21 protein-coding genes and 3 tRNA genes are annotated in these 22,343 nt (G+C 72.0%); 12 read left to right on the top strand and 12 right to left on the bottom strand.

Going from position 1 to position 22,343, the window contains the following annotated elements; translation table 11 throughout:
* Positions 1 to 34 precede the first annotated feature (34 nt).
* The 5 genes from IEZ11_RS12225 to IEZ11_RS12205 all read left to right on the top strand — a co-directional run bounded on the left by IEZ11_RS12225 (position 35) and on the right by IEZ11_RS12205 (position 8,926).
* On the top strand, positions 35 to 2,311 hold the full coding sequence (locus IEZ11_RS12225) for a DNA polymerase III subunit gamma and tau (protein WP_189262726.1): 2,277 nt from the start codon (positions 35 to 37) through the stop codon (positions 2,309 to 2,311).
* A 257-nt stretch (positions 2,312 to 2,568) separates the two neighbouring features.
* Positions 2,569 to 3,834 (top strand): phosphoribosylamine--glycine ligase, encoded by a 1,266-nt coding sequence (gene purD / locus IEZ11_RS12220; RefSeq protein ID WP_189262725.1) that lies wholly within the window; start codon positions 2,569 to 2,571, stop codon positions 3,832 to 3,834.
* A 319-nt stretch (positions 3,835 to 4,153) separates the two neighbouring features.
* Positions 4,154 to 6,163 (top strand): M48 family metalloprotease, encoded by a 2,010-nt coding sequence (locus tag IEZ11_RS12215; protein ID WP_229712976.1) that lies wholly within the window; start codon positions 4,154 to 4,156, stop codon positions 6,161 to 6,163.
* A gap of 274 nt (positions 6,164 to 6,437) precedes the next feature.
* A complete protein-coding gene (locus IEZ11_RS12210) occupies positions 6,438 to 7,934 on the top strand; it encodes a N,N-dimethylformamidase beta subunit family domain-containing protein (protein WP_189262724.1) in 1,497 nt (498 codons plus the stop codon).
* A 92-nt stretch (positions 7,935 to 8,026) separates the two neighbouring features.
* Entirely contained in the window at positions 8,027 to 8,926 is a 900-nt protein-coding gene (locus IEZ11_RS12205; RefSeq protein WP_189262723.1) for a phosphoribosylaminoimidazolesuccinocarboxamide synthase, read from the top strand.
* Between the two features lie 72 nt (positions 8,927 to 8,998).
* Here IEZ11_RS12205 and IEZ11_RS12200 read toward each other — a convergent pair.
* The 8 genes from IEZ11_RS12200 to IEZ11_RS12165 all read right to left on the bottom strand — a co-directional run bounded on the left by IEZ11_RS12200 (position 8,999) and on the right by IEZ11_RS12165 (position 13,509).
* Positions 8,999 to 9,071 (bottom strand) — tRNA-Gly (locus IEZ11_RS12200).
* 22 nt (positions 9,072 to 9,093) lie between these two features.
* Complete coding sequence (locus tag IEZ11_RS12195; RefSeq protein WP_189262722.1) at positions 9,094 to 9,708, bottom strand: response regulator transcription factor; 615 nt, start codon at positions 9,706 to 9,708, stop codon at positions 9,094 to 9,096.
* Complete coding sequence (locus IEZ11_RS12190; RefSeq protein ID WP_189262721.1) at positions 9,705 to 10,967, bottom strand: sensor histidine kinase; 1,263 nt, start codon at positions 10,965 to 10,967, stop codon at positions 9,705 to 9,707. The genes IEZ11_RS12195 and IEZ11_RS12190 overlap by 4 nt, the downstream gene beginning before the upstream one ends.
* Positions 10,968 to 10,983: 16 nt before the next feature.
* Positions 10,984 to 11,766, bottom strand: coding sequence for an ABC transporter permease (locus tag IEZ11_RS12185; protein ID WP_189262720.1), 783 nt, complete (start codon positions 11,764 to 11,766; stop codon positions 10,984 to 10,986).
* Complete coding sequence (locus IEZ11_RS12180; RefSeq protein ID WP_189262719.1) at positions 11,763 to 12,686, bottom strand: ABC transporter ATP-binding protein; 924 nt, start codon at positions 12,684 to 12,686, stop codon at positions 11,763 to 11,765. The genes IEZ11_RS12185 and IEZ11_RS12180 overlap by 4 nt, the downstream gene beginning before the upstream one ends.
* Positions 12,687 to 12,827: 141 nt before the next feature.
* A tRNA-Gly gene (locus tag IEZ11_RS12175) sits at positions 12,828 to 12,903 on the bottom strand.
* Between the two features lie 81 nt (positions 12,904 to 12,984).
* Positions 12,985 to 13,056 (bottom strand) — tRNA-Gly (locus IEZ11_RS12170).
* A 135-nt stretch (positions 13,057 to 13,191) separates the two neighbouring features.
* On the bottom strand, positions 13,192 to 13,509 hold the full coding sequence (locus tag IEZ11_RS12165) for a histone-like nucleoid-structuring protein Lsr2 (protein WP_189262718.1): 318 nt from the start codon (positions 13,507 to 13,509) through the stop codon (positions 13,192 to 13,194).
* 344 nt (positions 13,510 to 13,853) lie between these two features.
* Here IEZ11_RS12165 and purS point away from each other — a divergent pair, with 344 nt between their 5' ends.
* From purS to purL, 3 genes are read left to right on the top strand one after another with little or no spacing between them, the layout of a single operon-like run.
* Positions 13,854 to 14,117 carry a phosphoribosylformylglycinamidine synthase subunit PurS gene (purS, locus tag IEZ11_RS12160; RefSeq protein ID WP_015659417.1) on the top strand — a complete coding sequence of 88 codons (264 nt, stop codon included), beginning with the start codon at positions 13,854 to 13,856 and terminating at the stop codon, positions 14,115 to 14,117.
* The gene (gene purQ, locus IEZ11_RS12155; protein WP_189262717.1) at positions 14,114 to 14,794 is read left to right on the top strand and encodes a phosphoribosylformylglycinamidine synthase subunit PurQ; all 681 of its coding nucleotides are present in this window, start codon (positions 14,114 to 14,116) and stop codon (positions 14,792 to 14,794) included. The genes purS and purQ overlap by 4 nt, the downstream gene beginning before the upstream one ends.
* On the top strand, positions 14,791 to 17,049 hold the full coding sequence (gene purL / locus IEZ11_RS12150) for a phosphoribosylformylglycinamidine synthase subunit PurL (RefSeq protein ID WP_189262716.1): 2,259 nt from the start codon (positions 14,791 to 14,793) through the stop codon (positions 17,047 to 17,049). Before purQ ends, purL begins: the two co-directional genes overlap by 4 nt.
* 61 nt (positions 17,050 to 17,110) lie before the next feature.
* Here purL and IEZ11_RS12145 read toward each other — a convergent pair whose 3' ends face one another.
* Both IEZ11_RS12145 and IEZ11_RS12140 read right to left on the bottom strand, forming a co-directional pair.
* A complete protein-coding gene (locus IEZ11_RS12145) occupies positions 17,111 to 17,698 on the bottom strand; it encodes a Uma2 family endonuclease (RefSeq protein WP_189262715.1) in 588 nt (195 codons plus the stop codon).
* Positions 17,699 to 17,789: 91 nt separating this feature from the next.
* Positions 17,790 to 18,017, bottom strand: a complete 228-nt coding sequence (locus tag IEZ11_RS12140) for a hypothetical protein (protein ID WP_189262714.1) — start codon at positions 18,015 to 18,017, stop codon at positions 17,790 to 17,792.
* A gap of 10 nt (positions 18,018 to 18,027) precedes the next feature.
* Here IEZ11_RS12140 and IEZ11_RS12135 point away from each other — a divergent pair, with 10 nt between their 5' ends.
* Positions 18,028 to 18,486 (top strand): Rossmann-fold NAD(P)-binding domain-containing protein, encoded by a 459-nt coding sequence (locus tag IEZ11_RS12135; protein WP_229712975.1) that lies wholly within the window; start codon positions 18,028 to 18,030, stop codon positions 18,484 to 18,486.
* A 26-nt stretch (positions 18,487 to 18,512) separates the two neighbouring features.
* On the opposite strand, the gene IEZ11_RS12130 is transcribed toward IEZ11_RS12135, so the two are convergent.
* On the bottom strand, positions 18,513 to 18,977 hold the full coding sequence (locus IEZ11_RS12130; protein ID WP_189262713.1) for a Clp protease N-terminal domain-containing protein: 465 nt from the start codon (positions 18,975 to 18,977) through the stop codon (positions 18,513 to 18,515).
* 7 nt (positions 18,978 to 18,984) lie between these two features.
* A complete protein-coding gene (locus tag IEZ11_RS12125; RefSeq protein ID WP_189262712.1) occupies positions 18,985 to 19,188 on the bottom strand; it encodes a helix-turn-helix domain-containing protein in 204 nt (67 codons plus the stop codon).
* Between the two features lie 91 nt (positions 19,189 to 19,279).
* Between IEZ11_RS12125 and IEZ11_RS12120 the strand changes: the two genes are divergently transcribed.
* From IEZ11_RS12120 to purF, 3 genes are all read left to right on the top strand, one after another.
* Entirely contained in the window at positions 19,280 to 20,077 is a 798-nt protein-coding gene (locus IEZ11_RS12120; protein WP_189262711.1) for a maleylpyruvate isomerase family mycothiol-dependent enzyme, read from the top strand.
* A gap of 102 nt (positions 20,078 to 20,179) precedes the next feature.
* Entirely contained in the window at positions 20,180 to 20,608 is a 429-nt protein-coding gene (locus IEZ11_RS12115) for an META domain-containing protein (RefSeq protein ID WP_229712974.1), read from the top strand.
* Positions 20,609 to 20,810: 202 nt separating this feature from the next.
* Positions 20,811 to 22,340, top strand: coding sequence for an amidophosphoribosyltransferase (gene purF, locus IEZ11_RS12110; protein ID WP_189262709.1), 1,530 nt, complete (start codon positions 20,811 to 20,813; stop codon positions 22,338 to 22,340).
* Positions 22,341 to 22,343 lie beyond the last annotated feature (3 nt).

The following is a 22,343-nucleotide window of genomic DNA, read 5'->3' as shown; positions in this document are numbered from 1 at the left end:
CCGGCTGTCAGTGGGCGCCTATAACCTCGTATGCGTGTCGTCTCTCGCGCTGTACCGCCGTTATCGCCCGGAGTCGTTCGCCGAGGTCATCGGGCAGGAGCATGTCACCGACCCGTTGCAGCAGGCGCTGCGGAACAACCGGGTCAATCACGCGTACCTGTTCAGCGGGCCGCGCGGGTGCGGGAAGACGACCAGCGCGCGGATCCTCGCCCGGTGTCTGAACTGCGCGCAGGGGCCGACGCCGACCCCGTGCGGGGAGTGCCAGTCCTGCCAGGACCTCGCGCGCAACGGCCCGGGATCCATCGACGTCATCGAGATCGACGCGGCCTCCCACGGTGGTGTGGACGACGCCCGTGAGCTGCGCGAGAAGGCCTTCTTCGGACCCGCCTCCAGCCGCTACAAGATCTACATCATCGACGAGGCCCACATGGTCACGTCGGCCGGTTTCAACGCGCTGCTCAAGGTCGTCGAGGAGCCGCCGGAGCATCTCAAGTTCATCTTCGCCACCACCGAGCCCGAGAAGGTCATCGGGACGATCCGGTCGCGGACCCATCACTATCCGTTCCGGCTGGTCCCGCCGGGGACCCTGCGGGACTACCTGGGCGAGGTCTGCGGCAAGGAGAAGATCCCCGTCGAGGACGGCGTGCTGCCGCTCGTCGTGCGCGCCGGTGCCGGGTCCGTGCGTGACTCCATGTCCGTCATGGACCAGCTCCTCGCCGGGGCCACCGAGGAGGGCGTGACGTATGCCATGGCCACCTCGCTGCTCGGCTACACCGACGGCTCACTGCTCGACTCCGTGGTCGAGGCCTTCGCGACCGGGGACGGCGCCGCCGCCTTCGAGGTCGTGGACCGGATCATCGAGGGCGGCAACGACCCGCGCCGCTTCGTCGCCGACCTGCTGGAGCGGCTGCGGGACCTGGTGATCCTCGCCGCCGTCCCGGACGCCGTGGAGAAGGGGCTGTTCGACGCCCCCACCGACGTCCTCGAACGGATGCAGGCCCAGGCCGGCACCTTCGGCGCCGCCGAGCTCAGCCGCGCCGCCGACCTCGTCAACCAGGGCCTGACCGAGATGCGCGGCGCCACCTCCCCGCGCCTCCAGCTGGAGCTGATCTGCGCCCGCGTGCTGCTGCCGGCGGCCTACGGCGACGAACGTTCGGTGATGGCCCGCCTCGACCGGCTGGAGCGGGGCGTCAACTTCTCGGGCGGGGGCGGCGCGCCCGCCATGGGGTACGCCCCCGGGCCCGAGGCGCACATGCAGCCTTCGGCGGCTCCGGCTCAGGCTCCAGCTCCGGCTTCGGCTCCAGCGGTGGCTCCGGCTCCGGCTCCAGCTCCGGGGGCTGTCCCGCAGGGCGGTGGTCCGGCTGCGGCTCGGGCCGCCGTACGCGGGGGAGCCGCCCCAGCCCCAGCCCCAGCCCCGGCACCTGCGCCGGCACCCGTACCGACTCCAGAGCCTCCGGCTCCGGCCGCCGCTCCCGCCGCCGCTGCCGCGCCCGGTGCCTGGCCGACGGCCACTCCCGCCGGCGGCGGCACCCGTCGCCCCGGCGGCTGGCCGACGGCCACGGGCGCTGCCGCGGCCCAGCAGGCCCCACCGCCCTCCCCGGCTCAGCCCGAAGTCCGGGCCCAGGCCCAGGCACAGCCACAGACCCAGGCCTCGACCCCGCCCCCGGCTGCCGCGCCCGCACCGGCCTCCGTCCCTGCCGGTGGCATCGACCCCCGTGTGCTGTGGCCGAACGTCCTGGAGGCGGTCAAGAACCGCCGCCGCTTCACCTGGATCCTGCTCAGCCAGAACGCCCAGGTCGCCGGTTTCGACGGCACCACCCTCCAGCTCGGTTTCGTCAACGCCGGCGCCCGTGACAACTTCGCGAGCAGCGGCAGCGAGGACGTGCTCCGGCAGGCGTTGAGCGAGCAGTTCGGCGTGCAGTGGCGGATCGAGGCGATCGTCGACCCGACGGGCGGCGGCGGTGGTGGTGCCGGTGGCGTCCCGTCCGGCGCCGGGTACGGCGGCGGTCAGCCCGGCGGCTACGGCGCCCCCGCGGTGTCCGGCTACGGTGGCGCCGCCCCCGCGGCTCCGGCCCGCCCCGCGCCCGCCCAGCAGGCCCCGGCGGCCGCCCCGGCCCAGGGCCCGCCGCCCACCTCGACGGCGTCGGCCCCGGCCTCGGTGCCCACCGCCCCCGAACCGCCGCCGGTGGCCCCCGAGGACGACATCCCCGAGGAGGACGACCCCGACCTCGACGAGTCGGCCCTGTCCGGCCACGAGCTGATCGTGAAGGAACTGGGGGCGACGGTGGTGGAGGAGTTCCAGAACGAGTGACAGAGAGCGGCACAGGGCGAGTGCGGGGGTGCTGCGGTCGAGTGCCGACCCGCGGGCCGACCGCGGGCCGTCGCGGGCCGTCGTGGGCTGGTCGCGCAGTTCCCCGCGCCCCTGGGTTTCTCAGCGCGTCCGGCGTGTGAGGCAGCAGCCACCCTCCGCCCAGCCCCCGAAGGGGCGGGCATCCCAGCAGGCGGCCACCGCTCACCCGAGCCCCCTTGGAGGAACATCCAGTCGGCCCATCCGGCTACGCTGGCCCCGTGAAGGTCCTCGTCATCGGCAGCGGCGCCCGCGAACACGCCCTGTGCCGCTCTCTGTCCCTCGATTCCGAAGTCACCGCGCTGTACTGCGCTCCCGGCAACGCCGGCATCGCCGAGGTGGCCGAGCTGCACCAGGTCGACGCCCTGGACGGCGGGGCCGTGGCGGCCCTCGCCGTGGAACTCGGCGCCGACCTCGTGGTCGTAGGCCCGGAGGCCCCCCTGGTCGCCGGGGTCGCCGACGCCGTGCGCGACGCGGGCATCCCGGTGTTCGGCCCCTCCGGTGCGGCCGCGCGGATCGAGGGGTCCAAGGCGTTCGCCAAGGACGTGATGGCGGGGGCCGCGGTGCCCACCGCCCGTTCGTACGTCTGCACGAACGCCGAGGAGGTCGCCGAGGCGCTGGACGCCTTCGGCGCGCCGTACGTCGTGAAGGACGACGGGCTCGCGGCCGGCAAGGGCGTCGTGGTCACCGACGACCTGGACGACGCCAAGGCGCATGCCGCCGCCTGCGACCAGGTCGTCATCGAGGAGTTCCTCGACGGTCCCGAGGTCTCCCTCTTCGCGATCACCGACGGCGAGACGGTCCTCCCGCTCCAGCCCGCGCAGGACTTCAAGCGTGCCCTGGACGGGGACGAGGGCCCGAACACCGGCGGCATGGGGGCGTACTCCCCGCTGCCCTGGGCCGACCCCAAGCTCGTCGACGAGGTCCTGCAGACCGTCCTCCAGCCGACCGTCGACGAGATGCGGCGCCGCGGGACCCCGTTCTCCGGTCTCCTCTACGCCGGCCTCGCGATCACCTCGCGCGGCGTGCGGGTCATCGAGTTCAACGCCCGGTTCGGCGACCCGGAGACCCAGGTGGTCCTCGCCCGCCTGCGGACCCCGCTGGCCGGCGTCCTGCTCGCCGCGGCCAACGGCGGCCTCGCCGACCTGCCGCCGCTGCGCTGGAGCGAGGACGCCGCGGTCACCGTCGTCGTCGCCTCGCACAACTACCCGGGCACCCCGCGTTCCGGTGACCCCATCACCGGCCTCGACGCGGTGGCGGCCGAGGACGCGCCGCACGCCTACGTCCTGCACGCGGGGACGAAGCGGGCCGGCGACGACGTCGTCAGCGCCGGTGGCCGGGTCCTCTCCGTCACGGCGACGGGCACGGACCTGAGCCAGGCCCGGGAGCGGGCGTACGCGGCGGTGGCGCGGATCGGCCTCGACGGCTCCCAGCACCGTACGGACATCGCCGCGAAGGCGGCGGCGGAGGAAGCCGCCCAGGCCTAGGGACCTGCGAGGCCCGCCTGTCCCGCCGACTCCACCGGCCTCACCAGCTCCACAGAACCGACTCGCTCTCGACAGGCCCCGGACCCGAAATCCGGGGCCTGATCATTGCTGTCTGTCGATCACCTCTGACCAAGGCCATTCCATCGAGTGACCGATGCCCCATCCGGCTGACGGCGGCCGGAGCCCCAACTAGGGTGCGGCGCAGGCGTTCCGGCACTTGGCCCACCGGCATTGCGATGTCAGTGGTGGGTGCCACAGTGGGGGAGTGAGCAACAGCCAAGGCGGCGCGAGGACAGCAGGGAGGGGGTGAGGTCCGGACGTGACCAGTACCGGTATCGGTGCGGAGGCGGGAGCGCAGGCAGCGCGTACCCGGGCCCTCGCCGTGCTGCGCATCCGCGGCCGGGCCCTGGCGGTGGCCCTGTTGCCCGCCGCGGCCACGGTGATCCTGCTGACCGGCGGTTCCACCGGCCACTTCGTGGGCCGCGGCTGGGACACCGCCCGCTGGATCGTCGGCGTGTTCGCCGTCCTGGTGCTGCTGGCCGCCGTCGGCGTCGCCCTGGTCGTGGCCCGCGCCCGCCCGGCGGTGACCCCCACGGTCCCGATCCCGGAGGAGTCCGCCCCGGACCTGTACCGGATGGTGCGCGACCTCGCCGACCGCCTCGACGTGCCGGCGCCCTCCGCCATAGCGCTCACCCCGGACTGCGACAGCTGGCTGGAGGACCGCACCCATCCGGCCCACGGCCCGCCCGCGCCCAGGGGCGGCGACGAGCTCGGCACCCCCGGGCTGCACCGCCGCACCCCGGCCGCCCCCGTCCTCGTCATCGGCTCCCCGTTCCTGTGGTGGATGCGCGTCGGCGAGCTCCGCGCGGTCCTCGCCCCGGTCGTCGCCGGTACGGGACCCTCGGCACACCCGGACATAGCCGCCGCCCGCCGTTTCGTCCGGGGCCTGGACGCGGCGGTGGCCGTCTCCGCGGTCTCCGGCCGATGTCCGGCCACCCGCCTGCTGTGCGGGGGCGTCGGCTGGGTTGCCAGGGTGCTGCTGCGCGGCTGCCGGGAGCACGCGGCGCTGATGGAGCGCGGGGTCGCCGCCGCGGCGGCCGAGCGGGCCCAGGCCGTGGACTACGGACTGCGGATCGTCGCCCAGGAGCAGGTCGGCCTCGCGTACGCCGGCTGGGACCGCCTGCTCACCCGGGTCGCGCTGCCCGCCTGGCGGATGGGCCGCTGGCCCTCCCGGCTGGACGCGGGCGTGGTGGCGGCCCTCACCGAGCTGTCCCGGCGCGACCGGCTGGCCGAGGGCTTCGCCTCCCGGCTGGGCGAGCGGCCCGCCTGCGATCTGCTGGAGGAGCCGGGGCTGGTGGACGAGGCGGCCTCGCTGCTCGCCGCCCGCCTCTTCCACGGCGGCCCCGCCGAGCCGGGCCCGGCCTGGTCGCCGGTGGCCTGGCAGGAGTATCCGGAGGAGGTCGTCGACCGTACCTGGCGCACCGAGGCGGCCCGTCTGCACCGGGTCCTGGACGCCCTGGGGGTCCGCGCCACCCTCGACCCGGCCGCCCCCGACCCCGGCGGCCCCACCCTGGCCCGAGTCATGGACCACCTGACCGACCCGTCCGCCCCGATCAGGCGCCCCTGCCTCCCGACCCACGACGAGGATCCCCACGTCCGCGGTTACGACGGGGATTCCGGCGGCTCCGGTCATGACGGGGATTCCCGCGTCCGTGGTTACGACGGGGGCTCCCGCAGCCCTGGCTATGACGGGGATTCCGGCGGCCCCGGTGACGACGGGGACCCCCGCGTGCCCGGTTACGACGAGGATCCCCACGCCCCCGGTTACGACGCGGACCCCCGCAACTCCGGCCACGACGCGGACCCCCGCATCCCCGGCTACGACGAGGAAGGCGAGGAGACCAGCGGTACCGAACGCAGCGCCGCCCTCGCCGCCGGGCTCACCGCGGCCCTCGCCCGCGAGGAGCACGCGGAGGCGACCGGCACCGTGCGCCCCGGCTGCCCCGCCCCGGCCGGCCAGGGCACCCCCGGCACCCCCCTCCGTGACGAGGGCGCGCTGCCCCTCTTCCCGCTCCAACCCCCGCGCACCGCCCGCGAGCTGCTCGCCGCCCACGTCACGGCGATGGTGTGCTGCGCGGCCGTGGACACCGCCGGAGCAACCCCCGGCCTGGACTGGCTGGACGGCCCGTCCCTGCTGGTCGACGGCGAGCGGGCCGCCGACCTGACGCCCAGAGTCCTCAGTCTCATCGAGGAGGGAGACCCAGCCCCGCTGCGGGCCTGGCTGGTCGAGTCCGGGATACGTCCCGAGAAGCCGGTCCGACTGGTCTGACCTCGGCCTTTCGATGCTTTAGCGGAGCAAACTGTTCCACTTCAGGCAAATTCGCAACGAACCGTGACCGGACGCGTGCGTTATGTGATGTGCTGGGACCGTTCGCGGTTGTGGCAAGCGCATCCGACATAAGACAGACGCCACAGTCACAGCACGCGACGCGCCACCGCACGGCATCGCACAGCGCGACACGGTACGGCGCGCATCTCGCGCGCATCGCACACATCGGCTCGTATCAGCACGCTTCACGGGGGCACGAGGGAGGGGAGCCACCATGGCATCGGACCACATCCGCCGCTGGGAGTCGGGAGCACTTGCGCACGCCGTCACGGATCCCTTCGGTCAGGGGCCCGTCCCCTGGCTGCGCGGCAGCGAGACCTATTTCGACGACACCGGTCACGTCGTCCCCTGGTACGTGGACCCCAGCCGGCCGCAGCCCACCGGCGAGAACCCCCGGGTCCCCGCACCGCGCGCCGCGCTCGGCGGCCCGCGCTCGGCGGACGACGTGCACCGCCAGATCAAGGGGTTCGCCTCGACCGGCGCGGTCGCCCCGGGCGAGGCCGTCGACTTCCACATCACCGTCGACCCGCCGCAGGAGTTCAGCGTCGACGTCTACCGCATCGGCCACTACGGCGGTGACGGCGCATCCAAGATCACCACCAGCCCCCGGCTGTCCGGCATCGTCCAGCCGCCGCCGCTGGCCGCCGACCGCACGGTCTCCTGCCACCACTGGTGGCTGTCCTGGCGGCTGCAGGTCCCGTCGTACTGGAGCATCGGCGCGTACGTCGCGGTGCTCACCACGGCCGACGGCTACCGCTCGCACGTGCCCTTCACGATCCGCGACAACCACCCGGCCGACCTGCTGCTCCTGTTGCCGGACATCACCTGGCAGGCGTACAACCTCTACCCGGAGGACGGCCGTACCGGGGCCAGCCTCTACCACGCCTGGGACGAGCGGGGCCGGCTGCTCGGCGAGGCCGACGCGGCGACCACCGTCTCCTTCGACCGGCCGTACGCGGGCGCCGGCCTGCCCCTGCACGTCGGCCACGCCTACGACTTCATCCGCTGGGCCGAGCGCTACGGCTACGACCTCGCCTACGCCGACGCCCGCGACCTGCACGCCGGCCGTGTCGACCCCACCCGCTACCGGGGCCTGGTCTTCCCGGGCCACGACGAGTACTGGTCCCCGCAGATGCGCCGCACGGTCGAACTGGCCCGGGACAGCGGCACGAGCCTCGTCTTCCTCTCCGCCAACACCATGTACTGGCAGGTGGAGTTGGGCCCCTCCCCGTCCGGGGTCGCGAACCGCCTGCTGACCTGCCGAAAACGCAGGGGTCCGGGCAAGCCCGTGCTCTGGCGCGAGATCGACCGGCCCGAACAGCAGACGGTCGGCATCCAGTACGCGGGCCGGGTGCCCGAGCCGTACCCCCTGATCGTGCGCAACGCGGGGCACTGGCTCTGGGAGGCCACCGCCGCGCACGAGGGCGACGAACTGCCGGGCCTGGTGGCCGGCGAGGCCGACCGCTACTTCCCGCGCACCGCGCTGCCCGAGCACGAGGCGCGCATCCTGCTCGCCCACTCCCCCTACACCGACAACGACGGCGCCCTGCGTCACCAGGAGACCTCCCTCTACCGCGCCCCCTCCGGCGCCCTGGTCTTCGCCTCCGGCACCTTCGCCTGGTCGCCGGCCCTGGACCGCCCCGGCCACACCGACCCACGCGTCCAGCGCGCCACCGCCAACCTCCTGGACCGCATCTGCAAGCACGACTGACCCGCACAGGCGTCCGCGTGGCCCCCGTGTCCGTGCGCAACCCGGCATACGGGAGAATCAAGGGCACCTGTACAGAACCACGGGGAGGAACCGTGTCCGGATTCGTCGAAAAGCCCGAGCCCGTGGAGGTGCCGGGTCTGGTGCATCTGCACACCGGCAAGGTGCGCGAGCTCTACCAGAACGCGGCCGGTGACCTCGTGATGGTCGCCAGCGACCGCCTGTCCGCCTACGACTGGGTGCTGCCGACCGAGATCCCCGACAAGGGACGGGTGCTCACCCAGCTCTCCCTGTGGTGGTTCGACAAGCTCGCCGACCTGGTCCCGAACCACGTCATCAGCACCGAGCTGCCCGAGGGCGCCCCCGCCGACTGGGCGGGCCGCACCCTGATCTGCAAGTCCCTGAAGATGCTCCCGGTCGAGTGCGTGGCCCGCGGCTACCTCACCGGCTCCGGCCTCGCCGAGTACCAGGAGTCGCGTACGGTCTGCGGGCTCGCCCTCCCCGAGGGGCTGGTCGACGGCTCGGAGCTGCCCGGCCCGATCTTCACCCCGGCCACCAAGGCCGAGGTCGGCGAGCACGACGAGAACGTGTCGTACGAGGAGGTCGCCCGCCAGGTCGGCGCCGAGACCGCCGCCCAGCTGCGCCAGGCCACCCTCGCGGTGTACGGCCGCGCCCGGGACATCGCCCGGGACCGGGGGATCCTCCTGGCCGACACGAAGTTCGAGTTCGGCTTCGAGAACGACACCCTGGTCCTCGCCGACGAGGTCCTCACCCCGGACTCGTCCCGGTTCTGGCCGGCCGACGAGTGGCAGCCGGGCCGCGCCCAGCCGTCGTTCGACAAGCAGTACGTGCGCGACTGGCTGACCTCGGCCGAGTCCGGCTGGGACCGCAGGAGCGAGCAGCCCCCGCCGCCGCTGCCGGAGCACGTGGTCGAGGCGACCCGCGCGAAGTACGTCGAGGCGTACGAGCGGCTGACCGGCAACACCTGGTCGTGACGCAGGTTCCCGGGCCTCCGGGCCCGGGAACAGCCGAAGGCCCCCGGCAGAAACCGGGGGCCTTCTCCACTGAGCGGACGACGAGGCTCGAACTCGCGACCTCAACCTTGGCAAGGTTGCGCTCTACCAACTGAGCTACGTCCGCATGCGCCGTGGCGCGAGAGCAACTATACCCAACCTCGCTCCCGTGCGAGACGCACTGCCGCATGACGGTTCTCCGCACCGAGCTTGGTGACGGCCGAGGAGAGGTAGTTCCGCACCGTCCCCGGCGACAGCGCGGCCCGCTCGGCGATCTCCGCGACCGGCGCCCCGTCGGCCGCCAGCTCCAGCACCTCGGCCTCCCGCGCGGTCAGCGGCGAGTCCCCGGCGGAGATCGCGTCGGCGGCCAACTCCGGGTCGATGTACCGGTTTCCGGCGTGCACGGTGCGGATGATCTCGGCGAGCCGCTGCGCACTCACCGTCTTCGGGACGAACCCGCGCACACCGGCCGCCAGCGCCCGCTTCAGATGACCGGGCCGCCCGTGACCGGTGACGATCAGCACCTGGCAGCCGGGCAGTTCGGCACGCAGCGATGTGGCCACCCTCACACCGTCCGCGCCGGGCATCTGGAGATCCAGCACCGCGACATCGGGGCGATGGGCCCGCGCCATGGCGAGCGCCTCCGGGCCGGTGGCCGCCTCGGCGACGACGACCAGGTCGTCCTCCAGGCCGAGCAGCGCGGCCAGCGCGCCCCGGATCAGATGCTCGTCGTCCGCGAGCAACAGCCGTACCGGAGACGTCATGACGTGACTCCACTCACCTTCGCATCAGCCGTACGGCCGGACAGCGGCACCGATGCCACCACCCGGAACCCGTCCGGTCCCGCCGGCCCGGCCTCCAGCGCCCCGTCGACCACGGCGAGCCGCTCCCGCAGCCCGGCCAGTCCGGAGCCACCGCTCCCACCGCGCTCCTGGCCCGGACCGCTTCCGCGCACCGCGACCCCGTCGTTCTCCACCGTCAGCACCACCTGCCCCTCCCGTACCCGCAGTCCCACCGAGCAGCGGCTCGCATCCCCGTGCCGCAGCACATTGGTGGTGGCCTCCCGTACCACCCAGCCCAGCGCCGACTGGACCTCCGCGGGCAGTCCCGCGGTGTCCCCGGACAGCTCGCAGGAGATCCCCGCGGCCGTCAACACCCCCTGTGCACCGGCGAGTTCGGCACTCAGGTCGGCCTCCCGGTACCCCCGTACGACATCGCGTACCTCGCGCTGCGACTCCTGCGCGATCCGCTGCACCTCGATCATCTGCTCCACGGCCTCGGGCCGTTCGCGCCGGGCCAGCTGTACGGCCAGCTCGCTCTTGAGGGCGATGACGGCGAGGTTCCGGCCGAGCACGTCGTGCAGATCGCGTCCGAACCGCAGCCGTTCCTCGGCGACGGCGAGCCGCGCGCGGGTCTCGCGGGCCTCGTCGAGTTCGTAGACGGCGTTCAGCAGCCAGACGGAGAAGATCGAGGTGGCGGCGAGGAAGCTGCCGGAGAGGAGCACCACGCACGCCGTGACCACTGCTTCGGGCCCGGGAACGCCCAGCGGCAGGGACAGCACGGCCGCCCCGAACGCGAAGCCCGTGGTCTGTGCCGCCACGCGCCGCCGGTTGCGTACGCCGAGCGCCATGGTGCCGGCCCCGAAGGCCAATATCATCGCGAAGACGGTCCCCGCCGCGTTCTCCGTGCCGTCGTCCGGGCCGCCGTGCCTGCGCAGGGCCAGGGCCACGACGGCGAGGACACAGGTCGCCGCGCCCAGTACCCACAGCAGCCGCACCGGCTGCTCCCGCCGACCGCGCGTCCAGTCCAGCGCCCGGGAGGCGGTCACCGCGCAGAGCAGTGCGTGGCCGACGACCATCGCCGTCATCCAGCCCGCGACATCCGCCCCCGCCTGCGCGAGGACCGGCAGTCCGATCGCCGCGACCTCGACCACCGCGAAGAAGTGGAACGACCACCGGGTGTACGTCTCGATCTTGGCCGGTGTGCTCTTCCCCCGCCACCAGCCTCCCGCAGCTGCGCTCATCCCGGTCCCGTTCCCCTCAGCGCCGGGGTTCCCAGCGGAACCACCGCCGTACAGCAAACACCGCGACCGCGGTCCAGGCCAGCGCGGTGAGGGTGGTGGTCAGGGCCTGGGCCGTGCTCAGCTCGCCGGTCCAGCCGGCCCGGACCAGCCGGACCGCCGGGGAGAGCGGGAGGAGTTCGCCGGCCCTGGCGACCCGGTCGGGCAGGGCGTCCGCCGGGACGGCGATGCCCGAGCCCAGCATCGAGACGAAGACCACGGGCAGCGCGGTGACCTGGGCGCTCTCGGTGGTCCGGGTGAAGGCCGAGGTGAGCGCGGCGAGCGCGGCGCTGATCAGCAGGCCGGTCAGCAGGCCCAGCACGGTGAGGTACGGCGCCGCGGGCACGCCCGCGTGCAGCAGCACCGCGCAGCCGACGGTCAGGACCAGTGCCTGTGCCAGGCCGAGGCAGACGGCGGGCAGGGCGGTCCCGGCCAGGATCTCCGCGTCGGCGAGCTCGCCGGTGCGCAGCCGTTTGAGGACGAGTTCCTCGCGGCGGGCCACGTAGGCGCTCACCAGGGAGGTGTACACGGCGAAGAGGAAGGAGAAGCCGATCGCGGCGGTCAGCATCAGGGTGCCGGTGTTCAGCCCCTTCCCCTTGAGGTCGAGCTGGCCGAAGGCGGGCCGTACGGTGATCGGCAGGGAGAGCGGCACGAGCAGCGCGATGAGCACCGCACTGCGGTTGCGGCCGAGGAGCAGCAGTTCGGCGCGGGCGAGGGCGCCCAGCCGGCGGCGCCGGAGAGCCGTCGTGGTCGGCGTGTTCATGCGGCCGCCTCCTTCGCGATCCCCAGGAACGCCTCCTCCAGCGAGGCCGACCGCACCTCCAGGCGGCCCAGCTCGACCCCGGTCCGCTCGGCCCAGGTCAGTACCCCGTGGGCGGTCCGCTGCGGCTCCCGGGTCCGCAGCCGTACGGCCCTGCCCTCGGCCTCGTGCCCGCACACACCGAGCACGCCGAGCGGCGGCAGGTCGCCGAGGAAGTACCCGTCGGGCAGGTCGAAGGAGATCCGCGCGGGCCGGCCCGCGGTCACCTCGGCCGGGGTGCCGGCGGTCGCGACGCGCCCCTGGTGCAGGATCGCGAGCCGGTCGGCGAGGTCCTCGGCCTCCTCCAGGTAGTGCGTGGTGAGCAGGACGGCCGTCCCGGCGTCGCGCAGTTCGCGCACCAACTCCCAGGTGGCCCGGCGTCCTTCGGCGTCGAGTCCGGTCGTCGGCTCGTCCAGGAACAGCACCTCGGGCCGGCCGGCCAGCGCGAGTGCCAGGTCGAGGCGGCGCCGTTCCCCGCCGGAGAGCTGTTTGACCCGGACGTCCGTCCGGCCGCCGAGCCCGACCAGGCCGAGCGACTCGGCCGTGGGCCGGGCTCCGGTCGTACAGCCGGCCCACATCCGTGCCGTCTCGCCGACGGTCAGCTCGGAGGGGAAGCCGCCCTCCTGGAGCATGACGCCGGTGCGCGGGCGTACGGCGGCCCGCGCCCGGTACGGGTCGTGGCCCAGTACCCGGACCCGGCCGCCGTCCGGCGGTGCGAGTCCCTCCAGCAGTTCGACCGTCGATGTCTTTCCGGCGCCGTTGGTGCCGAGCAGTGCGAAGATCTCCCCGCGGGCCACGGAGAAGGTGATTCCGCGGACCGCTTCGAACCCGCCCCCGTAGACACGCCGGAGATCTGTGACCTCAATCACGTGTTCGTCGTCCATGACTCCAGCGTCCCCGCGGCCTGGGCCCGGGAGCAGTGCGCGGTGTCATCACTCGCCATGACAAATGTCAGGGGCGGCCCGGTGGAAGAGGGCGGACGCACGAAAAAACCCCAGTCATATGACTGGGGTTTCTCTCTGATCTGGAGCGGACGACGAGGCTCGAACTCGCGACCTCAACCTTGGCAAGGTTGCGCTCTACCAACTGAGCTACGTCCGCACTGCTCCCGACCGGCTCCCACCGATCGGTGCGAGCACCAGCCTACCTGATCCACAAGCATGACCAGGACCGGCGGTGCAGAGCGGGTGACAGGAATTGCACACTGCGCCTTCCCCCTGGAAGGGGGATGTTCTGCTACTGAACTACACCCGCATGTACTCCGTGAGCCCCGGTTTTCCGACCGCGTCCCTCGGTGTGCTCCAGACATTAGCTGATCAGCAGGGGGGTAGCGCAAGTCGGCTGCCCGCAGGGGCGGCTGACGCACCCTGAGGGCGGCCGACCGCCCTGTCACTGTGCTGCGCTGAACGCCTCGTACACCTTCTTCGGGATGCGGCCGCGGGCGGGGACGTCCATCTTGTTCGCCTGCGCCCAGGCGCGGACGGCCGCCGGGTCGGGGGCGACCTCCGTCTGCTTGTACGCCTTGCCCGACTTCGACCGCTTGCGGCCGGCCACCACGTACGGCTCCAGGGCCTTGCGCAGTTTCTTGGCGTTCGCTTGATTCAGATCGATCTCGTACGACTTGCCGTCCAGTCCGAAGGCGATCGTTTCCGCCGCTTCCGAGCCGTCGATGTCGTCAAAGAGAGTGACCACGACCTTCTGCGCCACGAATATTCGGTCCCTTCGTGTGGCACGTCTATACAGCTCATCGTCAGCTCATCGGTGATGACCGCGATGGCGCGAGATGACGTGCCGAGTATCGGCTATTGCCAATTCATTTGTACAGTGCCTGGCAATACAAAGTGAAGCCCGACTAAATCCGTCCGCGTGTCTCCAGCGCAATAGATGTCGCGGGCGAACCCGGGGAACTTTCCCAGAACTTTTCGTGTGGATCCCCGGCTGTCACCCGATCGTGATGCGGCTCACGTAGTTTCCTACAACTCTACCCGCGTAGAAATTTTGTGCGGGTAGTCTGAAGGCACCAGCTCAGCACCACAACACCGGGAGTGCCAGTGGCACGCGTCGTAGTCGACGTCATGCTCAAGCCGGAGATCCTCGACCCCCAGGGCCAGGCGGTCCAGCGTGCGCTGCCGCGCCTGGGTTTCGAAGGCATCTCCGATGTACGTCAGGGAAAGCGATTCGAACTGGAAGTTGACGGGCCGGTCGACGAGGCCGCGCTCGCCCGCATCCACGATCTTGCGGAATCCTTCCTCGCCAACACCGTGATCGAGGACTTCACCGTCAAGGTGGAGGAAGTCGCGGAGGCGGCGAAGTGACCGCTCGTATTGGCGTCGTCACTTTCCCGGGAAGCCTCGACGACCGTGACACCCAGCGCGCGATCCGGCTCGCGGGTGCGGAACCGGTCGCCCTCTGGCACAAGGACAAGGACCTCCACCAGGTCGACGCGGTGGTCCTTCCCGGTGGTTTCTCCTACGGCGACTATCTGCGGGCCGGTGCGATCTCCCGCTTCTCGCCGGTGATGGGGACCGTCATCGAGCAGGCGAAGGCCGGCCTTCCGGTCCTCGGTATCTGCAACGGCTTCCAGGTCCTCACCGAGGCGCACCTGCTTCCCGGCGCGATGCTCGGCAACGACCACCTCCACTTCATCTGCCGCGACCAGAAACTGCGGGTGGAGAACGCGGACACCGCCTGGACGGCCGACTACCGCGCGGGCCAGGAGATCCACATCCCGCTGAAGAACATGGACGGCCGGTACGTCGCCGACGAGTACACGCTCGACCAGCTGGAGGCCGAGGGCCGCGTCGCCTTCCGGTACGTGGACTTCAACCCCAACGGCTCGCAGCGGGACATCGCCGGCATCACCAACGAGGCCGGGAACGTCGTCGGCCTCATGCCGCACCCCGAGCACGCCGTCGAGCCGCTGATCGGCACGGGCCGTACCGACGGCCTCCCCTTCTTCACCTCGATCCTCAAGAAGCTGGTGGGCGCATGAGCCGGACGCCTCTGGACACGGTCGAGCACGCGGCCGCGACCCCCGACGTCGAGCTGCCCTGGGCCGAACTCGGTCTGAAGAAGGACGAGTACGAGCGGGTGGTGGAGATCCTCGGCCGCCGCCCGACCGGTGCCGAGCTCGCCATGTACTCGGTCATGTGGTCCGAGCACTGCTCGTACAAGTCCTCCAAGGTCCACCTCCGCCAGTTCGGCGAGAAGGCGCCCCGGTCGGACGCCCTGCTCGTCGGCATCGGCGAGAACGCGGGTGTGGTCGACGTCGGCCAGGGCTACGCGGTCACCTTCAAGGTCGAGTCGCACAACCACCCGTCGTACGTCGAGCCGTACCAGGGCGCGGCGACCGGTGTCGGCGGCATCGTCCGCGACATCATCGCGATGGGCGCCCGGCCGGTGGCCGTGGTCGACCCGCTGCGCTTCGGTGCCGCCGACCACCCCGACACCAAGCGCGTCCTGCCGGGTGTCGTCGCCGGCATCGGCGGCTACGGCAACTGCCTGGGCCTGCCCAACATCGGCGGCGAGGTCGTCTTCGACGCCTGCTACCAGGGCAACCCGCTGGTCAACGCCGGTGCCATCGGCGTGATGCGGCACGAGGACATCCACCTCGCCAAGGCCTCCGGCGCGGGCAACCAGGTCATCCTGTACGGCGCCCGGACCGGCGGCGACGGCATCGGCGGCGCGTCGATCCTGGCGAGCGAGACCTTCGACGACGCCAAGCCGTCCAAGCGTCCCGCGGTCCAGGTCGGCGACCCCTTCCAGGAGAAGCTGCTCATCGAGTGCACCCTGGAGGCGTTCCGCGAGAAGCTCGTCGTCGGCATCCAGGACCTCGGCGCGGCCGGCCTGTCCTGCGCCACCTCCGAGCTCGCCTCCAACGGCTCCGGCGGCATGACCGTCACCCTGGACGACGTCCCGCTCCGTGACTCGACCCTCTCGCCCGAGGAAATCCTCATGAGCGAGTCGCAGGAACGCATGTGCGCGGTGGTCGAGCCGGCCAAGGTCGACCGCTTCCTGGAGATCTGCGAGAAGTGGGACGTCATCGCCACCGTCATCGGTGAGGTGACCGACGGCGACCGCCTGGAGATCTTCTGGCACGGCGAGAAGATCGTGGACGTCGACCCGCGCACGGTCGCGCACGACGGCCCGGTCTACGAGCGCCCGTACGCCCGCCCGTCCTGGCAGGACGAGCTCCAGGCGGACGACGCGAACAAGCTGCCCCGGCCGGCGACCGCCGCGGAGCTGAAGGACCAGGTCCTGAAGCTGGTGGGGTCCCCGAACCAGGCCTCCAAGAAGTGGATCACCTCCCAGTACGACCACTTCGTGCAGGGCAACACGGTCCTCGCCCAGCCCGAGGACTCCGGCATGATCCGCGTCGACGAGGCCACCGGCCTCGGTGTCGCCATCGCCACGGACGGCAACGGCCGCTACGCCAAGCTCGACCCCTACACGGGTGCCCAGCTGGCCCTGGCCGAGGCCTACCGCAACGTGGCGACCACCGGTGCCAAGCCGCTCGCCGTCTCCGACTGCCTGAACTTCGGCTCCCCCGAGGACCCGGCGGTCATGTGGCAGTTCGCGGAGGCCGTGCGCGGTCTCGCCGACGGCTGCCTCCAGCTGGGCACCCCGGTGACCGGCGGCAACGTCTCGCTCTACAACCAGACCGGCGAGGCGGCCATCCACCCGACCCCGGTGGTCGCCGTCCTCGGCGTGATCGACGACGTGGCCCGCCGCACGCCGGTCGCCTTCCAGGAGGAGGGGCAGCTGCTCTACCTCCTCGGCGACACCCGCGAGGAGTTCGGCGGCTCGGCCTGGTCGCAGGTCGTCCACGACCACCTGGGCGGCCTGCCGCCGAAGGTGGACCTGGAGCGGGAGCGGCTGCTCGCCGAGATCCTGATCTCCGCCTCCCGCGACGGCATGATCGACTCGGCGCACGACCTGTCCGACGGCGGTCTGATCCAGGCCGTGGTGGAGTCCGCGCTGCTCGGCGGCAGGGGCGCGCGTCTCGTCGTGCCCGACGGCCTGGACGCCTTCACCTTCCTCCTCTCCGAGTCGGCCGGGCGCGCGATCGTCGCGGTGCCGCGCTCGGAGGAGGTCCGCTTCAACGACATGTGCGGTGCGCGGGGCCTGCCAGTGACCCGCATCGGTGTCGTGGACGGCGCGTCGGTGGAGATCCAGGGCGAGTTCGAACTCTCCCTGACCGAACTGCGCGACGCGCACGAGGGGACGATCGAGGCGCTGCTGGCCTGACCGGCCGTACGACGACGAACGCCCCGCCCGGGTCGATGTCTCCGGGCGGGGCGTTCCCGGCTCATCGCACGTAGTTCTTGAGGATCTCCGTGTCGAGTTCGATGCCCATCGGCTCGGGGAGGACAACCGTCTCGCCGAACTTCGCGGTGTGGACGGCGCGATAGCCACCGATCCTCCGGTCCGGGCCGCTGTGCACCGTGACCGTGCAGGAGTCCCGGTCGATCAGGAGGTACAGGGGGATCCCGGCCTGGCCGTACGCGGTCGGCTTCTCGTGCCGGTCCCGCCGGTCGGTGTCCGAGTCGTACGAGGTGATCTCGACGACCATGAGCGCCCCGTCCGGGTCGGCCCATTCACCCTGTCCCGCGAAGTGCGCCTCGGGTGCGAGCACCGCGTCCGGTTTCACCCGTCCCTCTCGGTAAGCCTCCACCCGGAGCCCTCGGCCCTGGTACAGGTCCAGGTCGGGCCTGGTCTGCATACAGCGCCGGGCCAGCCAGGACACGATGGTGCTGTGGTCCCCGTCCGGCGCCTTCTTGACTCCGATCCGTCCGTTGACGAACTCCAACGTCACGGTCTCGGGAGCGCCGGCGGCGATCGTTTCGAACTCCATTGCCGACATCTGAGGTGTGTGTCGCTCGGCCATGGCCGTCATGCGTTGCGCCCCCTCTTCCAGGTGAAGGCCAGTGCTGCCAGGTAGAGCGCGCGCAGGGCGAGCAGACCGGCGAGGCAGCTGAGGACCAGGTTCACGGCATCAACTCGGTGTCCGTGAGCAGGGCTTGGCGCTCGGTGTGGTCGGCGAGCCGGACCCGGAGGAACGCGGTTCCGGCGTCGATGCCGGCGTACCCGGAGCCGACCTGGACGACGACGCCTTCGAAGGGTTCGGGGTGGGCGGCGGTGGGGGTCGGGCGGCACGTAGGTGGTCCCGCGTCGCTGAGGCGGCTGCGCGAGAAGACACAGTTGGACGACGGCACAGGGCGGAGCTTGACGAGGGCGCAGGCGGTGCTGCCCACCCTCCGCGAGGCCGGCTACGTCCTCGACCCCGCCGGACCGGGCCGCTACGCGCCGGTCGACCCCGCGGACATCGCCGCGGTGGCCGCCCTGGCCCTGACCGGGGACGGCCACCAGGGCCAGGAGTACGCCCTCACCGGCGCCGAGACGTTCACCGTCGCCGAGCAGGTCCGCGTCCTCGCCGAGGTGATCGGGCGTGCCATCGAGGTCCGCGCGGTGGCCACCCCCGCCGAGGCGGTACGGTTCCGCTTCCCCGGCGGGGCGCCGCCCGCCCTCGCCGAGGCCCTCGTCGAGGGGTTCCGCCTCATGCGCCCCGACACCGTCGGAGTCCGCACGGACACCGTCGAACGTCTCCTCGCCCGCAAGCCGCGCACCTTCGCCGACTGGTGCACCGAGCATGCGGACGTCTTCCGCCGGGCTCTCGGCGTCTGAGCGCCCGACGCCCGGGGTCCCGCGTCTCAGCGGCCGGTCCGCCGGATGCGCTCGCGGACGGCTGCGCGGTCGACGCCGAGTTCGGTCAGGAGGTCCGCCGCGGGATCCGGTCGTTCGCAGTCGAGGAGTGCCAGCAGCAGGTGTTCCGGTTGGATGCGCCGGCCGCCGGCCCTCCTCGTCTCGGCCAGGGCGCGGGGGAGGACGGCGCGGGCGCCGGAGGTGAAGGGGGTGCGCTTGCGCGAGGCGGGGACCGGTGCCCGCTCGATCCCGTGCACGTCGATGCCGACCACGGCCAGCGCGGAGCGGTCGAGGGTGTCGAGGGCGGCGCGGGCGGTCTCCAGGTCGGTGCCGAGCGCCCGCACCGCGCGGGGTTCGTGAAGCACTCCCAGCAGGAGGTGCTCGGTGCCGATGCGGCGGTCGCCGCGCAGCGTGGTCTCTTCGAGCGCCGATGCGACGGTCGCCCTGGCTTCTGCTGCGAACTGCTCGAACATGGTCGTCTCACTTCCCGTACTTGGCGTGGACGGACTGCCGGGACACCCCGAGGGCGTCCCCGATCTGCTCCCAGGACCAGCCCTGTTCCCTGGCGCGCGCGACCGCCGCCGCCTCGACCTGCTCGGCCAGTCGGTGCAGGGCACCCACGGCCCGCAGTCCCACCGCGGGGTCGTGCGACCTGAGGCGTTCCGAGAGCTCTTGCGTTTCCATGTCTGTCAGTCTGGATTGACGCCCCCCGGCGTGTCAACCCAGCCTGACAGGCTGTCCGCCGGGGGCGGGCCGGGGGAATACGCTCACCGCCATGCCTCCCGCCAAGAAGCGCCCCAGAACGTACGACCCGGCCAGGACCCGTGCCGCGGTGCTCGCCCAGTTCGACAACGTGAGGGCGGCCGTCGCGGGCCTCACCCCCGAGCAGCTCGCGCTGCCCACCCGGCTCGACGGGTGGACCGTACGTGACCTCGTCGCCCACATCGGCATGGCGCTCACCGCCGTCCACCGGGCCCTGGACCAGCCACAGCCCGCGAAGGCCGACGCGGTCCTGCTCGACTGGCCGTTCGGGACCTCGGGCAACTCCGCCGCCATCGCCGACTTCACCCGGCGCCTCGCCGTCGACCATCCCGACCTCGACGCCTACCTCGCCGACACCGACACGGGCCTGCGCGCGCTGCTCGACGCACACCCCGGCACCCGGCTGCTCGCCACCAGCGCCGGCGCCCTCTCCCTCGACGACTATCTCGTCACCCGGGTCGTCGAGCTGGTCGTCCACACCGACGACCTCAACGCGGCCGTCGCCGGACTGGAGGTGCCGTACGACCGGCAGGCCCTGGCCGCCTGCACCCGGCTGCTCGCCGACGCGCTCGCCGTCAAGGCGCCCGGCGGCTCCACCGAGGTGCGGGTGCCGCCGTACGCCGTGGTGCAGTGCGTCGAAGGACCCCGGCACACCCGGGGCACCCCGCCGAACGTCGTCGAGACCGACCCGCTGACCTGGATCCGGCTGGCCACCGGACGGCTGGGGTGGAAGGAGGCCCTGGCGGACGCCCGGGTCAGCGCGAGCGGCGAGCGGGCGGACCTGGGGGCGTACCTGCCCGTCATGGCGTGAGGAAACCCGCGAGACAGCCCGTCCGGAAACCCGTGAGGGAACCGATCGACCGGTGCGCACCGTCGAAACGGTATGTACGGGTTGAAACAGCGCATGCGCGGTATGACCCTGACTACGGCGGCGGCCGCCCTGCTCGTCCTGCTCGCGGTGGCCTGTGGCGGTGAGGGAGGTGCTTCCGTGGGGACTCGGCCACCGGTCACCGGGACCGACTGGACCGTCGACAGCGTGACCGTCGACGGCACCGCCCACCCCGCCCCGGCACGCGCCCACCTGAAGATTCAGGACGGCCGGGCGGCCGGCAGCCTCGGGTGCAACCGGTTCAGCGCCACCGCGCAGATCACCGGCGACCAGATCCGGCTGAGCCACCTCCGGACCACCCGGATGGCCTGCGACAACGCACGGATGACCTTCGAGCGCGCCCTCGCCCGCACGCTCACCGCCGGGCCGCTGACCATGACGGGCGAGGACGGCGGGCTCACCCTCAGCACGGCCGGCGGCGACCGCGTCCGGCTGTCCGGGCCCCCCGAATGATGTGCGACACCTCACTCAGGGATACGGTGCGAGGGGGTTGCGTCGGCACCGGTCCACCCGAACCGGCCCTCCCTGGAGAAACCTCTTACCGTGCTGACCTGCGGAAATGGAGAAAGCCACAAGGGTGTCCGCGGTCGTAGATCCATTACGGCCGGGTATCCCCAATTCGGACCAGTGGTCGATCTCGCCTACACTCGGTGCCGTGCCACGTGGTGACGGTCTCCTCAATCACGATCTGCTCCCCGGTGAGAAGGGCCCCCAGGACGCTTGCGGCGTCTTCGGTGTCTGGGCTCCCGGTGAAGAGGTCGCCAAGCTCACGTACTTCGGGCTCTACGCCCTCCAGCATCGGGGCCAGGAATCCGCGGGAATCGCGGTCAGCAACGGCTCCCAGATCCTCGTCTTCAAGGACATGGGCCTCGTCTCCCAGGTCTTCGACGAAACCTCGCTCGGTTCGCTCCAGGGTCATATCGCGGTCGGTCACGCCCGCTACTCGACCACCGGTGCCTCCGTGTGGGAGAACGCCCAGCCGACGTTCCGCGCCACCGCGCACGGCTCGATCGCGCTCGGCCACAACGGCAACCTGGTCAACACGGCGCAGCTCGCCGAGATGGTCGCCGAACTCCCGAAGGACCCGGGCGGCCGGTCCACCCGGGTCGCCGCGACCAACGACACCGACCTGCTCACCGCGCTGCTCGCGGCCCAGGTCGACGCGGACGGCAAGCCGCTGACCATCGAGGAGGCCGCGCACGCGGTCCTGCCGAAGGTCCGGGGTGCCTTCTCGCTCGTCTTCATGGACGAGCACACCCTCTACGCCGCCCGCGACCCGCAGGGCATCCGCCCGCTGGTCCTGGGCCGCCTGGAGCGCGGCTGGGTGATCGCCTCGGAGTCCGCCGCCCTCGACATCTGCGGCGCCAGCTTCGTCCGCGAGATCGAGCCGGGCGAGTTCGTCGCCATCGACGAGAACGGCCTGCGCACCTCGCGGTTCGCTGACGCGAAGCCCAAGGGCTGTGTCTTCGAGTACGTGTACCTGGCCCGCCCCGACACCGACATCGCCGGGCGGAACGTGTACCTCTCCCGCGTGGAGATGGGCCGCAAGCTCGCCAAGGAAGCCCCGGTCGACGCCGACCTGGTGATAGCGACCCCGGAATCCGGCACCCCCGCGGCCGTCGGCTACGCGGAGGCCTCCGGCATCCCCTTCGGCAACGGCCTGGTCAAGAACGCCTACGTCGGCCGGACCTTCATCCAGCCCTCGCAGACCATCCGGCAGCTCGGCATCCGCCTGAAGCTGAACCCGCTGAAGGAAGTCATCAAGGGCAAGCGACTGGTGGTCGTCGACGACTCGATCGTCCGCGGCAACACCCAGCGGGCCCTGGTGCGGATGCTGCGCGAGGCGGGTGCGGCCGAGGTCCACATCCGGATCTCCTCCCCGCCCGTGAAGTGGCCCTGCTTCTTCGGCATCGACTTCGCGACCCGCGCCGAGCTCATCGCCAACGGCATGAGCATCGAGGAGATCGGCACCTCGCTCGGCGCCGACTCCCTGGCGTACATCTCCATCGACGGCATGATCGAGGCGACCACCATCGCCAAGCCGAACCTCTGCCGGGCCTGCTTCGACGGCGAGTACCCGATGGAGCTCCCGGACCCCGAGCTGCTCGGCAAGCAGCTCCTGGAGACCGAGCTGGCCGCCGGTCCGGCAGCCACGGCCGCGGCCGACGCGATCCGTCGCCCGTAAGCC

It is taken from the genome of Streptomyces fuscichromogenes, from assembly GCF_014645815.1.
Taxonomy (GTDB): domain Bacteria; phylum Actinomycetota; class Actinomycetes; order Streptomycetales; family Streptomycetaceae; genus Streptomyces; species Streptomyces fuscichromogenes.
This window is presented reverse-complemented; position numbering and strand designations above follow the sequence as displayed.